Annotated in this window: 14 protein-coding genes; 1 reads left to right on the top strand and 13 read right to left on the bottom strand. The window is 46.5% G+C overall.

Annotated elements, in window-relative coordinates:
* Window positions 1–4: 4 nt before the first annotated feature.
* From GF309_16885 to GF309_16945, 13 genes are read right to left on the bottom strand one after another with little or no spacing between them, the layout of a single operon-like run.
* Window positions 5–958 (bottom strand): hypothetical protein, encoded by a 954-nt coding sequence (locus GF309_16885; GenBank protein MBD3160459.1) that lies wholly within the window; start codon window positions 956–958, stop codon window positions 5–7.
* A complete protein-coding gene (locus GF309_16890; GenBank protein ID MBD3160460.1) occupies window positions 958–1,578 on the bottom strand; it encodes a hypothetical protein in 621 nt (206 codons plus the stop codon). The genes GF309_16885 and GF309_16890 overlap by 1 nt, the downstream gene beginning before the upstream one ends.
* Complete coding sequence (locus GF309_16895; protein MBD3160461.1) at window positions 1,578–3,113, bottom strand: hypothetical protein; 1,536 nt, start codon at window positions 3,111–3,113, stop codon at window positions 1,578–1,580. Before GF309_16895 ends, GF309_16890 begins: the two co-directional genes overlap by 1 nt.
* Window positions 3,097–5,283 carry a DEAD/DEAH box helicase gene (locus tag GF309_16900; GenBank protein ID MBD3160462.1) on the bottom strand — a complete coding sequence of 729 codons (2,187 nt, stop codon included), beginning with the start codon at window positions 5,281–5,283 and terminating at the stop codon, window positions 3,097–3,099. The genes GF309_16895 and GF309_16900 overlap by 17 nt, the downstream gene beginning before the upstream one ends.
* Complete coding sequence (locus GF309_16905) at window positions 5,280–7,604, bottom strand: hypothetical protein (protein MBD3160463.1); 2,325 nt, start codon at window positions 7,602–7,604, stop codon at window positions 5,280–5,282. The genes GF309_16900 and GF309_16905 overlap by 4 nt, the downstream gene beginning before the upstream one ends.
* Window positions 7,597–7,869, bottom strand: a complete 273-nt coding sequence (locus GF309_16910; protein ID MBD3160464.1) for a hypothetical protein — start codon at window positions 7,867–7,869, stop codon at window positions 7,597–7,599. Before GF309_16910 ends, GF309_16905 begins: the two co-directional genes overlap by 8 nt.
* Window positions 7,866–8,444, bottom strand: coding sequence for a hypothetical protein (locus tag GF309_16915; GenBank protein MBD3160465.1), 579 nt, complete (start codon window positions 8,442–8,444; stop codon window positions 7,866–7,868). The genes GF309_16910 and GF309_16915 overlap by 4 nt, the downstream gene beginning before the upstream one ends.
* Complete coding sequence (locus GF309_16920; GenBank protein ID MBD3160466.1) at window positions 8,441–10,393, bottom strand: hypothetical protein; 1,953 nt, start codon at window positions 10,391–10,393, stop codon at window positions 8,441–8,443. The genes GF309_16915 and GF309_16920 overlap by 4 nt, the downstream gene beginning before the upstream one ends.
* Complete coding sequence (locus tag GF309_16925) at window positions 10,390–11,010, bottom strand: hypothetical protein (GenBank protein MBD3160467.1); 621 nt, start codon at window positions 11,008–11,010, stop codon at window positions 10,390–10,392. Before GF309_16925 ends, GF309_16920 begins: the two co-directional genes overlap by 4 nt.
* Entirely contained in the window at window positions 11,011–11,451 is a 441-nt protein-coding gene (locus tag GF309_16930; GenBank protein MBD3160468.1) for a hypothetical protein, read from the bottom strand.
* The gene (locus GF309_16935; GenBank protein MBD3160469.1) at window positions 11,448–12,482 is read right to left on the bottom strand and encodes an AAA family ATPase; all 1,035 of its coding nucleotides are present in this window, start codon (window positions 12,480–12,482) and stop codon (window positions 11,448–11,450) included. The genes GF309_16930 and GF309_16935 overlap by 4 nt, the downstream gene beginning before the upstream one ends.
* Window positions 12,479–12,928 (bottom strand): hypothetical protein, encoded by a 450-nt coding sequence (locus tag GF309_16940; protein ID MBD3160470.1) that lies wholly within the window; start codon window positions 12,926–12,928, stop codon window positions 12,479–12,481. The genes GF309_16935 and GF309_16940 overlap by 4 nt, the downstream gene beginning before the upstream one ends.
* Window positions 12,928–13,656: a hypothetical protein gene (locus GF309_16945; GenBank protein MBD3160471.1), complete on the bottom strand. Its 729-nt coding sequence runs from the start codon at window positions 13,654–13,656 to the stop codon at window positions 12,928–12,930. Before GF309_16945 ends, GF309_16940 begins: the two co-directional genes overlap by 1 nt.
* Before the next feature lie 359 nt (window positions 13,657–14,015).
* Between GF309_16945 and GF309_16950 the strand changes: the two genes are divergently transcribed.
* A complete protein-coding gene (locus GF309_16950) occupies window positions 14,016–15,062 on the top strand; it encodes a malate dehydrogenase (GenBank protein MBD3160472.1) in 1,047 nt (348 codons plus the stop codon).
* Window positions 15,063–15,283: the final 221 nt, after the last annotated feature.

Consider the following 15,283-nt stretch of genomic DNA (forward strand, 5'->3'; position numbering starts at 1 on the left):
AAATTCACTCAGTTGTCTTGCCATCTGCTTTCACACTCTGAGTTATGATTGATGCATCCTTCTCGAAAACAACAGCTTCTTCTGTTCCTGACGGGAGAAAATCAAGATCCATACCTAGCGCCTCATTTTCACAAACTAGCACTTTTGGACCAGTCGTGGAAGGTAGGACGGTTGTTCTAACAGGTGGATTGTCCAAAATACGCGCAACAACTTCAGGTTTACGCGCAATTCGAAAATTCTTGGGCGCTATGCCACTAAAGCTTTCGAAGTACGAGAGAGAACCGATATACTGACTCAATTCTACAGACAATTCAATCAGTTGATCCAAGCCGTATTCCGCTGCCAATTTTTGGATTCGAGAAGGCCAATCTACGTTTTTATTGCAGTTGACGAATATTGCGTCAGTTTCCTCGAATCGGACTAAGCAGATTGGTAATAGTGGGCGTTCCTCCATGAGGGTCAACAGTATTTGGTAGTAGGTATGGGGAACAAGAAACACCTGCCAAACCCCAGCTGAAGCCCCATCTAACTCAACGTCTGGTTTTGAAACATGCTGAAGAGAAGTACGCATTTTACCAAGGAACGAGTTGATTTTCCGCTTATGATGTACTGGATTTCGAAGGACCATACAAGAAGCCAGAAACAGGCCTGCGGAAAAGACAGAAGCGATGCTACCATAGACAAGAACTGTGAAGCCGATTGCAATTGCTGAGTAAACGGAGACAAACCATGCCCCCACTGTTAGAATAGCCGTGAGTCTGGAATCGTACTCGATACGGGAATCGATAATCACGATTCCAAATGTTAGGAGCACTAAGCCTGTGATTGGTGCCAGGTTACCGGTCCTTGCATTGAGAACAATAATGGCAAGAAAAGCCAGTAGTCGGGCACCAAAAAGAAGAGCAATCACAACCACAAGAAGACTAGCTGCCGCTTTTCCCATCCATTTGCCAAACACTAGTTAGCACCTCCTAAAGCAAGCGCAACGGATCCTTCTTTTTCAAGACTAATTGTCGCCAAAGGCTTGGATTCTATTTCTGCGATTGAAATCCCAGATTTTCTTGTTCGCGTAATCCTGATTTCCTGATTTGCGAACCGATTCATTGCTTCTTGGTAGACTGCCCGCTTAGAGCCGCCAACATCTCTACACTCGCTAATGCAAAGGATGGAAGTATTGTGTGTCATTGATATTGCTGTAAGAGCTGGCAAGATCTCCTCAAAGAGTACTCGCCCCCACATAGGCTCAGATCGAAGCCCCATATTCAGAACACGAGTAATCGAATCAATTACAACAAGTATGGTATCTTCAGTGAGAAACGAAGGAATGTTCGATATTGTCTGTCTAATCATCTCATGCCCCAAAGAAGTCAAGATTCTAACAGATTTCGCGTTTCCATTTCGCTGCGATATGGTTCTCTTCAGAGGCGTGAGGAAAGACATCTTCCCGTTTGTGTTAACCCACAAAACGTCTCCTTCTCTGGACATTTCAGAAGCATAGCCTATTGCGAAAAGCGTTTTTCCTGAGGCTGGCTCTCCAGAAATGTGAATCAGCCCATTGAGATCACATGGACTATTCATCAAGAATCCTCCTCACTAGCATCCTTTGACGATCTTCGCTCGAGAGGGGACCCTCGCAACCTCGAATCGGCAATTTCCGGTCCAGTCACCTCTAGCTCATCTTCACCGGAATCTTCCTCATCTTGGTCCGTTTCATTCTCCGCATCCGATATCCCCGCAGCACTTATCCGATTCATGATTTGGCCGTTTTCTACATTTATTGCTGCTAGTTCTTCAGGAATGTCAGATTCTATCTCTTCATCTAGATATGCTGCACCGCCGAGCAAATTCATTGAATCATAAATCCGTTCAACAAGCTCGGGATCAATAAGACCGGCTTTTGACAAAGCGGGATATAAATCGCCCATATAGCTAATCAGGGCATCTCGCTCATCTGAAACCTCCCCAGATAGACCTGCATATGAAATAGCCAGATCCTCATACTCATCATCCGAAAGATTAGCTTCAAACTCCTCAAACAGTCCAAGGAATAGAGCGAGACCATCGTCTGGAACTGAAGAGCGCTTAGTTGAAGATCTTGTAGCACATTCTTCAATTATGACACCACTCACTTCAGCGGCGTTCTTGATTCTTGAGTTCTTCAGATTTTCAATTACTTTCGAGGCAAGCGTTGATGTCACGAAATTGATGCTTTTGATTTTCTCGAAAGTATCAGCTTTCTCCCTAAGCTGCTTCTTAGTACGAGAAAAATCACCTATTTCAGACATCTTCTCCTCTTCTTTTGCTAGTCTCTGCCCGAAAGACTCTATCTTCTTTCTGGCAGTCACACCATTCCAAATGGCAAGCACACCACCGATAGAAGCCAGTATAACAGCAGGAATCCATCCCAAACCACCGACAAATAGACTGTATAGCGTGCCTGTTAGACCAGCAAGCCCAACAAGAGCGGTCAGGAAAGCTGTCCAACCTTTCGTAAAACCGTCTTCGAGAGAATCCCATTTCGCGGTGCTCACTGCGCTCCGAATAGCAGGCATCTTTGCGATTACGTCACTTCTTCTAGAAAGACTAAAGTCCTGGAGATTCAGAACATGTTTAGGCTCACAGAACCAAGAATACGATTCCTTTTCAAGAATCTCGGAACTGACGACATAGTTCATCCTTGTCTCGCGAACCAAGCTGTATTTTTCCGAGGATTTAGTAGATTTCAGCACCTCGAATTCTGCAGTACCAAATGGTGTTGTGATTGCCTTCGATTCCATTCGTTCATCGAGCTCCAGATCCTCGAAAATCTCTTTCAAATCCCTGTTAGCGTATTCTAGAATCTCTTTCTGCATGGCCATTTTTGGAAGGTCACAAGAATTGAGATCCAAAACATTGGTCAAAGAAACATGTACGCTCCTAGTGTTGGAAATTTTCTTAAAGCACACTCCCACAACAAGCCCGATTTCAGGATATGCTTTTGCGACATGCTCTTTTTCTCTGAGAAAGGCAAGCAGGTCCTCTATCTGCGATTTCTTCTCTTCTTTCTCATTTTCATTGATGGTTTCTCTGTTTTGAGATAGTTGTGTCGATTTTTTCTCACTGCTTGTTGACATTTTTTTCACCCTCATAACGATTCGAGTGTAATTCATTGAGCATTCTGTGAATCCCATTTCCTACAGTCTTCAGATTGGAAATCTCAGCAATGGTTGAAATAGAGATAAGGACCCAATCAAGCATTTCCAGAACGAGTCTAACATCGCCTACGTCAATATCATTCCTTGCTGAGATGGTTTCACATGTATCAGAAGTTAAGATCAGTTCAGCTGCAACCCGGGATGCCGACTCACCTAAGTTTCTCCCACTTTCTAGCATGATGATATGACCCAGTAGGTCTAGCATCTCCTGCGATGTTTCAACCGTTGGAAGCAAAGCAAGGAGTTCTCTAACAGTAGGTATACGAAGATACAGCTTGCAGACAACGCTCCCAAGAGCTGTTAGCTTGAGTCGGTTATCAGAGCCAGCTTCAATAAGACCAAGCTTGCTGAGAGTCGCCACCGGACTCGTCTCTCCCAATGCGAGAGGGATAATGAAATCAGCTTTCGATTGCGCCAATTTTGAGGCTGTAATCCCCAAAGCAACAAGATGGGGGCAGAGTATGCCTTCATCTGAAATAGGCCTTCCACAGGAGCACATGGGTCCCTCCATAACTCCACTTTTCTGCGGCCTGATAGAGAATCGACATGTGTATCCACCGCCACTACGGGGTTGGATTAGGCCGCCTAGTGTCTGTTCAGATTCTTCCCGTATTTCGGTGCTGGCAAGAACACCTTGCATTGCCGCATGAACGGTCTCAGACATAGCGTGTTTTTCAATAGCAGCTTGTGCTGTTAGCTCGGATAGAACCAGAGGTCGGACCGGAGATTTTGGATTCCTTACGTGATTGTGAACAAGATATGATTGAGCAAAGAATGTATTTTCGAGATCCGAAACTGCAGCACCTCCAAGGAAATCGATAGCTACAAGCACTTGTTCTGCTAGATTAGTAGAAAGGCTGCTGCGAACGGGGTTGAATCTCGGCATTCTTTCGTGCTCGTCATTCTCAGGATCTTGAATACGATGAAAATAGGCATCAAGAGCGGTTTGTCTTTCACCTTCACTTCGAGTTATTATGATACCGAACCCCTCTTTGTCATAGCCTGGGCGACCAGCTCTTCCGAGCATCTGATGAATTTCGTTTGCGGAAAGGATTTCTTTGTAATCAGCAGGAGAGGCAATTGATGTAAGAACGACAGTTCGAGCCGGCAGATTCATACCTGAAGCAAGAGTTGTTGTTGCTGAAATCGCCTTCAGAATACCTCGTTTGAATAGCCGTTCAACAAGATGCCGAGACTCAAAATCTAAGCCGGCATGGTGATATGCTAGTCCGCTGTGAATAAGAGAGACCAAATCCCTAGGCAAAGAGGCACTCCAATTTTCAAGAGAACTTACTTCATTGGCAAGACTTTCTTTTTCTGAATGACGCAGTTGTCTCTGTACGTGTGGTCCGAGTCGCTGAGCTGCTGCTACAGCCTCTCGTCTAGTTCTGTTGAAAACCACAACTTGACCGCTTTTTTGGATACTATTCATCACAAGGTCTCGAACGGTTTTTTCTGGTTCACTAGTTTTCAGGACTCTAGTTACCAAGGGAACAGGTCGATGATTGGACTGCACGAGTTTACAGTCCAACCAATCAGCTAGTATGTTGGGTTGACCAACTGTGGCACTAAGAATAACGAACTGAACATCAGAGAATGCCTTTCGCAATCGCATGAGTGTACCTTCAAGCCGACCCCCTCGCATTGAATCTGAGATATTCTGAATCTCATCAACAACCACGGTGCCGATATCTGATAACCATGCAGCTTTGTGTCGAAGTAATGAATCGGTTCGTTCGTATGTTGCAACAAGAACATCACAGGACTCCAGTGTACTACCACTTGTTTCGAAATCGGAGGTGCTTATCTCTACATTCAAACCTCGACTAGCGTAACGTTCCTTGATTGTTTTTCCAACTTGTAGTGCAAGCGACCGGAGAGGTACCATGAAAATAGCTTTCTGTCCATTAGATACAGCCCGAAGAGCGGCCATCTCACCAATGAGGGTCTTGCCTGATCCTGTCGGACTGCTAATCATCATATTCGTTCCTTCAAGCAATCCTGCGTCTATGGCCTTCTGTTGTAGCTCTCTGGGTTCTAATCCCGCATCACGAAGCCAAGCCATTACCGATTCTTGCGCAAGGGTCATTGTGATTGCGAGACCTCCTCAGAAAATTGTCTCAGAGCCATTCGGCCTTTCAGAGTCAACCGGTAGTTTCTGTAGTCCACACCGCTATGGCTTTCATGTCCTCGAAGAATCAGGCTTGCTTTTTCCAGCCTATAGAGTATTTGAGTCATATCAGCTGTGGAGAGCGACTCTTGATTCAGAAAACTCTGAATGGCCTTCTCGGTCAAAGGTTCGTATCTATCAAGCAGTTCAAGGATTCGTGCCGCTAGTTCCTTGTTCTCTCTGACAGCGTGAGCCAACAAGCTTTGTGACGTAGGTTCGGGCTCTTCATAGCGCTGGAGTAGTTTCAACCGTTCCCGTATCTGGTTTCCAGTAAGCGGGTCTAGAGTAGGCGACGTATTCAACTGGATCGGATAAGACAGCTCCTCTGCTTGATGCGATAAGATTGCCATATCCGAGTCAAGTGTTCGAACAAAGGATGTCTCTCTACTTGATCTACGCGATTTGGAATGAATACCATGTCCCACAACTGTAAGCTTGAGAATATCATTAGCAACTGCAACATCACGCGAATCCCTGAGACGTAAACAAATCGAACTCCCCAGCTGATTCAGAACCTCACTATCCAGATTAGAGGGGCCATCTACGGAGATAATCAGACCATCAAGTCGTAGAAGATTGCTGACGATATCATGTACCCATTTTGATCTATCGGGATATCGACTATTCATTGCCAACAGATTCTGAGGAGAATCCAATATGACTACAAGTTCATTATCCGGCGCTATTCCACTGAGTTTCATCGATAACAGGTCCCAAGCGAAAATGTCAAGCTCAGGGCTTCCTAATTCGACCGTAATAACTGCCAAAGGATTCTCCGCAAGCGAGCTCATTGGCACCGTTTGTTTACCGTAGAAAGCACGAGCACCAACGCCGTCCCGAAGAACACGTATCACTTCCATACCCCTGAGTGTGTCCCTTGAAGGATCACTCGTTGACTGCTTCGAAGAACCACCCTCTTCGGCCACAACGGGTGTGTCATCATTGAGTGTAACATCAGCCAGGGTGGCATCAGGTACGGATACTGCTCGCTGCAATGCGAGCTCGAAGTCTGTGGCTGCGCCAAATGCTCGACCGTTCAGGATTTCAAGTGCTTTCTTTAGTTTAGAAACATAGCGAAGTGAATTCATGCCATCCGAATTAACCGGATTCAAAATCAAATCATCAGCAAGCTGGAGCGGGATTCCTGAGTGATGAAGACTCGCTAGGTCCAACATCTGTGTATCTGTGCTTAGGAGCATAACATGCTTTCCGGAATTCAAGAGTTCTTCAACTAGATTAGCAAGAACCCCTACCCGCTCATTTCGATTCCCACCGCAGATAAGAAGGCCATTCTTGAGGTCATTCTTTACCAATCCAACAGGTGGTCCCTCTAGCATAGTCTCAGGATTGATACTGTGTCCTAGAGCAAGGTCGTATTTCGCCTCACGTATCGGGCTTACAAATTCACCCGGCACGTTGGAACCTACTTCGGAAGCCAGTTCGCTTTTCAGCTGGATGAGCCATTTTGTCAGTTCATTGCCTAGAGCATAGAAACGTGGATCTTGACTGGCAAAGGACCGATTCAAAATGAGCGTCATCAGCTGTTGAACTGAGAATCGTTCCCATCCTTTTGCAGGCAAGGCACCGTGAATAGCACTTTCAAAAGCTCCTTGCCCGTTCCTATCTGGTAACTGGGCGGCTATCGAAACCGAGGTTTCCCATAGACCTGCCTGATTCAGTAAGAAAGATTCCAGCCCCTCGGGGCTCAGAGAATTGACTATCCATTCAGAAGAATCGTCCAGCAAGTCATTATCATAAAGAACAGAAGACTCGCATTTCTCAAGAGATACAATGAGACAGAATCCCAAGTTCATGGGAAGAGCACGGATAAGACGGCCCAAGTCACCCAGAAACTCAGGCGGACCATCCTCTAGAGACAAGGCAATCATGTATTGCTCACTGGCGGTTCTCACCAGTTCCCGTTCATCAGCAACAAGGGAATCAGTAGATTCGTCCTTTTCCCATTCGTCAGCTAGTTTGTTTGAGTATCTAGCAGTTATAACAGGGGCGCCAAGAAGAAGAAGCAACATACCCGCACTTAGCACACCGACAATTTGAGGAAGGTAGAATACCGCCGTGATGGCAAGGGCCGAAATCACGAGCGATGATAGCCACGATGAAGCAAGTCCTCTTGTTCTCCAGCGAGCCTTTGAGCTCTTGGAAACTGTCCAACGAGATTCTTTCATTTCGTCCATTGGATCTCTTTGCGGAAGACTGCCAAACACATGACGATCAGTCACTCGCCTCACCTCCTGAATACAATCCATGCAATGCCGAGAGTGTTTCCCTGATCAAGCTAGATGATGTATGTTCAACAGCCAGTCGATTTCCAATTATGGCCAGTTGTGGTAATCCGCTTTTGCCTGGAATGCCTATTTCAATCCGCGTCGGAGACTTGACCAACAGGAAAAAATCGTAGCCATGACCGCCTTCTAGCGCCTCCTTCACATCAGTGGATGAAAGACCCAAGGGAATCTGAATCGAGTCCATGCCTGGAATATTCATTGCATCAGACCTCCGCGAAGAATAGACTTTGTCAGGCCCACGGGTGCCTCAGCAACACGGAGATGTGGATAGGCAGCTCTCATTGCTCCTTCCAGAACAAAGGCATCCTCTAGGATCTCCTCTGTAAGCTTCTTCATTCGTAGGAGGCCTGGAATAGACCACGATTCCCTGCTTACCATCATGCCGATAGAAGTTGAATCGTTTGTCAAAGGTCTCCACACAAAGAAACTTAGCTTTCCGCCAGATGACCGCTCGTATCTTTCACTCATAGCTGCTAACACAGTAGTGGCTGAATGAGAGAGATCAATACCGAGAGGCACATGTGCCAGAAGCCGAGCGGCAAAAAGCTCAACTCTGAACAATCCAACTCTCGCAACAATTTCCTTGTTCCTGTCAACGTAGACTTGTGCGGGATCCAACCTCGTTCGCACGAGGGCAATAACTACCAAAATCACGATTATGCCCATAAGAGACTCGATCGTAACCAGCAATGAAGGTGTGAAGATAAGGCGAAGTGACCAAGCAGCAAGAACAGCTGCGCAAAGAAGCCAGGCCAAACTACTAAACCGACTCATTGGTCTCTCCCTCCCGCAACAAACATATCGATAGCCGCCCTCAACTCACTAAGGCTGTCATATGGCCACATATCAGCTATAGCATCGCTGCCCAGAACTCGCGAATACTTGATGAAACGGTTATCTAAGAGAATGCATAATCCCCGGTCCTTCGGGCTTCTTCGAAGTCTCCCAATAAGCTGAGCGACTCTACGAATTGCAGGCAAAACTAACGAGTAGTAGTATCCTTTTCCTGTACCAAATCGGTGATCGTAGAACTCCTGCAAGGCCATGTTGTAGGATGTGGGTGGCGAAAAAGGTACGCCTACACCAATTATTAGATTGAGTAAGGATGACCCATCCTGTACGAGATCCACTCCTTCGCTGAGCCTGCCTGCATATACTGAGAAAATAGTCTGCGGACGGTCAAGAAGGGCCTCCAAAACTGACTCAATGCGGACACCGCGTTCTTCCGTTATTTGCCCACGATACTTGTTGTTGATACCATAACTCAAGACATGATTCATTATCTTGTAGCTGGGAAAAGCAACGAGGGCACTCTTGTCAGCTGGGACTGACTCAAGGGCGGTCTCAATTCTCGTGGCTATATTTCGCCAAAGGGATTCATTTCGTGCGGTGTACTTCGTAGTCACTGTCTTGTCAACCAGTACGATGCGGGAATCTTTTGGAAATGGGCTGTCAATTTCTGCTACAGCTGGATTGGTTATGCCAAGAAGCCTAGCGTAATGCTCGGAAGGTCTCATTGTTCCCGACATTAGCAAGGCGGATCTTGCACCAGCAAGCACAGGTGCTATCAGACCGGCCGAATTCAAGGGCCGTATCGCTAGTACTGCATTTGAACGAGTTACCTCCCAGTGTGGGTTGAGGAGCTCAAGCGTGATATGCCAAGAATCGCTGTTGACTGCGCGGTAGGCATTAAACAGGAAATCAAGGAGCTGATCAAGCTTGCTTTCGAGTTTCGTCGACAATGATTCAAACTGACCCCCTCTCACTAGGGCTTCAAGCTCTCCTGGGACTACAAATCGTGGAAACACTTCGTAGGCTGGAAGCTCCTTTTCATTTCCTTGGATTGCATCCAAGTGGGTCATCATACTCTCGAAGAGAAACTCTACACTTTCCCCAGCCCAGGATACAACTAGCTCTTTCTCAAGTTGAGGTAGCTGCTCTAGAAGAACTTCAATGTCCTTCCCTGTCAGAAGGGACCCTTCGGAGCCAAGTACAAAGGAAGGTAGATTATGGGCTTCGTCAACAAGTAGGTCTAACTCATTCAAATCAACAGATAATGTACTCAGCAGCGCGTTTCTAGCTCGATGGTTGAACAAGTAACCATAGGAGCCGATAAGCACCTTGCTAGACTTCGAACACCATCGCATTATTTCATATGGGCAACAACCGGACGCTTCAGCCTCCTCTTCAATCAATGCTCGTGTGACAACAGCATTGTCCAGAAGGCTATCGACCATCTCAACTGACTCTGGCCGAATCCGGGGGGCATCACCCTTTCCCCCTTTGTAGAAACTCCAGTAATATGAGCACTTTCCAGTTTTGATAGCTTCAGCACAAGATTTCAAGAAACCTTGTTTGAGGTCGATATCTAACCGATGACGAAGGGGGCACATATGAGCCCTTGCAACCATGCTCGTTGATGTTACTGGACTTGAGCCTGTATCCTCCAGATTCTTCCTTCGAATCTGCTCAAGCTCCGATTCAAAAACTTCTGATTGAGAATGGGTTCTAGTGAGAATCAATAATCGAGCTGAGGGATCCTTTTCTCTTGCTGTGAACCAACCGGCAAGCACAGCAATGGTCTTACCAACGCCACAGCCAGCGGATAATAGTCCAATTTTCTTGCCGTTGAAAACATCTGCAGAGTGAGTAACAGCCTTTTCCTGATTTGGCCTCGGTTGGTAGGGAAAATGATCCAACGGATTCGAAGATGACAGACTCATTTTTCTCGCTCCACCTGGAGGCACCCTTGGCTATGATGAATTGTGAATTTCACACTGAAGTAACGTCTGAGCAAGTCCTGGAATCGGTTAGCCCGGTCAGGTGTGTAGTAGCCCGGTTCCTTTGCGGCTATTCTCTCAACGATTTTTGGTCCGAAGCCTCGTTGACGGGCTGCTTTCCAGAACCAGCGTTCGACTGTTTCTTTCGTATCCTGGAAAATGGCCACTGTTTCTTCAGCTAATCCAAGCAGATACTTGACAGCCCGCTTCCTATTGCTCGATAATTCTGAGATATGAAACCCTGTAGGAATGTATACAACCAGCCCCTTTTCTGATTCTAAATCCACTCGCTCGGGAACCGATCTAGAACCACGGAGAGTCTCCAGAACAGAAAGCAAGGAAGGTAATTTGACAAGCAAAGGCTCACTGCTTCCCTTGTGTGCCCAGTTAACTCGAGTTACCACATATACTTCTGGATCTGCTTCCACATGCTTGCTTACTTGCACGGTTGTGACTCTTCGGTCAGAGTTGCGAAGGAGCAGGTTGGCTAGGTTTATGGCTGCACCTCCGGGTAACTCTGTATTCAGCCTAGAGACAGGAACAGTAGATGAAGGTGGCATCTAATCATCACCCCTGCGTGCAACGAGTCCCTCAGGTAGCTGTTTCACCAATTCCTGCTCGATCAGGACATCAATGAATTTGCGTGCTGTTTCTTCTCTGATTCCAGCATATTCGCATTCTTCCATAACATCTTGTAATGGGACCGGTCGACTGCGACGCAAGTCCTGAAGAGCACGAATCATCCGAAGGATGCGTCTTCTTTTCCCCAATCCTCGTATCACCTGCGTTTCTTCACTGGCAGAAGTCATAGATACGCTGGCGACAAGCTCTCTGGCCTCTTCTGGGTTCTCTGCATAAAGAGCTGAGTCATCTTGTACAATCAGAGCACCACAAAGACTGCAATGGCATTCTTCTTCTTTGTCCGCTACTCGTACGTAACCAATGTTTCTACAACCGGGACATGTATAAATCCTGAATATCTTCTGGTTCTCTGTCATCATTCTTCTCCGTCTCCACTAGCATCTATGTCTGTGTTCAGACCTGCTTTTTCCATGTAGTCTAGTACCTCAGGTTCAGTATCTCCCTTCGCACTTGCATCCGAATAGAAGCCGCCCCAACCAAGCTTGAGTGCCACCTTGAACTCCGGAACGGAGGCATTATCCTTCAGCTTCAAGTGTCTTGTATCATCACTCTTGGCAGTTGCATTGAAACGATAATCCGACCCATGAGCAAGAATATGACCGCCGACAGCTTTGGTGTATCCTCCACCACCTGGAAGCATGGCAGTTGTTGCCTGGTTGGTGTAAAGAAAAATCGTCTTGGTTGCTTTTCCTGCCCGTCTCATCTTATTCAGAAGTTTATTGAGCTTGGCCTGTCTAACAGCCAAGGTACTAATACCAGAGAACTCCACCCGATACAGACCTGAGAGAGAATCTACCACAACCAGTTTGTTGTTCTGCTCTGCGCAGAGTTTGGGAATGGTTTCAAAAAGCGATTCTATTTGACCTGTCACAACGACTTCAGCCCGTCTTATGTTTCCGAGTGCCATTTCAGGATCTAGGCCCCATCTCGATGCATTGGCTCTGATAACTGCGGGATTGAATGAAGACTCTGTATCTAGCCAGAGTACACCACCTTCAAGTCCACCTTTCTCGAACGGAAGCTGAACCCGAGTGGCCAAATGGCCGCACCATTGTGTCTTTCCTCCTCGAGCGGGCCCGAAAATCTCGACGATTGAACTTTCAATTAACCCGCCTCTCAGGAGCTTGTCAAGTTCAGGCAGACCTGTTCGTAATCGATGAGCCTTTTTCATCTGTTCTTCAAATTCCAGGCCTGATATGAAATCATATCCTCCGACCAAGCCTCGAGCATTGCTCACGATATTATGTGCTATTCCCTCACCTATTCCAGTTTTCGAGGATAGTTCTAGCGGATTTTGGACAGCAAGTAATTCGGCTGTTGTGATGAATGATTTCTGGAGTTTCTTCGCGGTCGCAGAACCAATGCCGGTAACTTCTTCTAATTCAGTCACATGATCACTTCCATTGACTTCGCAAGTGGACCTCGGATATTGACAAGCCTGTTGAAACTGTCCAGCTTAGCGTATGGAATCGTGAGGTGTCCTTCGGGGCCACAGAATGCAATTCCCGATAACAACCCAAGAACAGTTTCTTTCAATCCAATCGGAAGAGGGATACGTAGTCCTCCTTTCGCAATCCTAGCACAAGTGCTAGCGTATCCACCAAGGATGTCATAGTGCGAACCTTCTATTCCATTAGTCCCTGGCCATACTGGTTCTGTTACTCCGTTTATTTCCAGTCTGCTCTTCAAGTCCTCAATGAAGCATGACCATTCCCACGATTCCTCAAAACCGTCATTCCTTGTTTTCAGGCCCGCAATTGCCCCGGCCATCCATGCTCTATCCGGAGCTGATTCAAGCCATAATCGCGGCTCCAAAAGCGATCCACTTGCGAGCATTAGACAACACCTCCTTCGGCGGCATCCGTTGCATAACCAAAGACATGTGGAAGCGGCTCAAGGTCCCGTAACCACGTTCTAAGCCGCTGAATTCTTTCGGTGCTTAGCTGCTCTCTTGACAGAACTGAGTTCAGTAATGCTTCTGATGCAATGACAATTCTATCAAGTGCCGTGAGGCGCTTTTCATACGGTAAGCCATTGTACCATGCCATAGTGAAGAAACCTGACTCACCAGCCAGGAATTCTCTCCAATCAAGAAGCCAATTGTTTGAGGCAGGATCTTTCTCAACTATATCCAAGAGCACATCGGTCCATTCAGTCCAGCGATTCATCAGATGACTGAGTCTAGATGCGATACTCTGAATCGAACCATCTTTAGATTCAATACCGAGAACAGCTCGAACATGTGCGTCTTGATGTTGAAAGGCACTCAGTGCCAATGCTCTTCCTGCTTCAGCGGACATCAATGCAAAGAGTGGTACGATACCGGGAATATCACATGGCCTGAGGTCTTCATCTTCATAGGGGAGGAAGCGTTTGAAACCGTCAAGGATATCGCTTCTCAATCCACATATGATGAGTAGCATCGGGCCGCGTAGAAGATACGCCTTCCGGATTGTCCGATCTTCGCATGTGTAGAGCACATCAAGAAGCCGCGTTACATCGACCATTTCTTGATTGCCGAGCAGCTTCATAGCCCGCTCCAGATTCTTCTCAAGATCCACCATGTCAGTTCACGGGCAGTCTATTGGAGAATACTAGTCTGAATGTTTCGCTCAACACACCTAGGCTATATGGGTACTTTTCTAGGCATTCTGAGAATCCATTAACGCTCCAACATATTCATCTTTCTTTAAAGTTCTTCAAAAACGCTTTACAGCCCTATGATTCCTCAGTTAAGAATCCATTGGCCGTTTTTTCCCGCTTTTTGGAGTAAAGATATTATGATTAAGTAATCTATTAGATATTTGTTATAGGAAAGTCATCGTAGACCTTTTCTTGGAACACACACAGAGTATTGGTGTGATGAATATTGACCGAGAAACAGATAGATCATGAGGCCCTATTTGCTTTTGTCAAGAGCGTAATGATGAAGCTTGGAGTCCGCGAAAACGCCGCAACTCATGTAGCAGACAACTTGGTGACGTCGAATCTGAGAGGAATCGACTCACACGGAGTAGGGCGGCTGAAAAGATATGTCGGCGGAATTCGGGAGGGGTATATCATTCCTGACTCTGAACCAGAAAAAGTAGCTGAAAATCCAGTCTTGGCTAAAGTCGATGGCAAACACGGACTAGGCCAAAATATAGGGGTTTACAGTATGAAGCTGGCTATCGAGAAGGCAAAAGATACAGGCGTGGGAATTGTAACGGTGTTCAATTCAAATCATTTTGGTTTCGCAGGTTACTACGCGATGATGGCGTTAGAGGAAGATTTGATTGGGATATCCATGACAAACTCAGAGCCGTTAGTTGTGCCCACATTTGGAAGGAACGCTAAGCTAGGAACGAATCCGATCGCAATGGCTGTACCTACAGCAGATAACAGACCGTGGGTTATGGATCAGGCAACAAGTGTAGTGCCGAGCGGAAAGCTTCAGGTTTATGACAGGGCAGGCAATAAGATACCACACGGCTGGGCGACCGATGAAACTGGTAAGAGTACGAATGATGCTTCAGAGGTTTTGAAGAACATGTATGGGGGCTCTGGGGAGGGAGGGATTCTCCCGCTTGGTGGTGAAGGCGAATTGCATGGCGGCCACAAAGGATATGGATTTGCAACTATGGTAGATATCCTCTGCGGTGTACTTTCAAGTGCGAATTATGCTGATGATGTGCGGTTCTCCAAGCAGGGAGAAACGCAGCATCCCAATGTAGGTCATTTCTTCATGGCATTTGATCCGTCATTCTTCATGGATCTCGAAGGCTTCAAAGAGAGAATGGATGATATGATTAGCCGTCTTCACGATTCGGAGAAAGCAGAGGGACAGAGCCGTATCTTTGTACATGGTGAAAAGGAATTCGAGGAAAGAGAACGAAGAGAGAAATCAGGTATTCCGCTTGATGCTAGAACTGTGGAAAGCCTGCTAGGATTCGCAGAGGAATTCGGTATTGACCTTAAATTCGACAGCTAATCTACAGATTCTCAAGTTTCATTTTGTACAGGCGTTGATGCAGCTTGTAGTCTCGATTTTCGCAAAGATCTGCTAGACTAGGATGATTGGTGAAAGTCAATCGGACATATTCGAATTTGGGCAAGCTTAGCGCTTCAACACCTGATATGAAATCGTCAAAGCATTCAATATCTTCAATGAGAAAGGGGAAACAACCAGGGAATTTCGGCGCGAATCTACAC

The organism is Candidatus Lokiarchaeota archaeon (assembly GCA_014730275.1).
Classification (GTDB): Archaea; Asgardarchaeota; Thorarchaeia; order Thorarchaeales; family Thorarchaeaceae; genus WJIL01.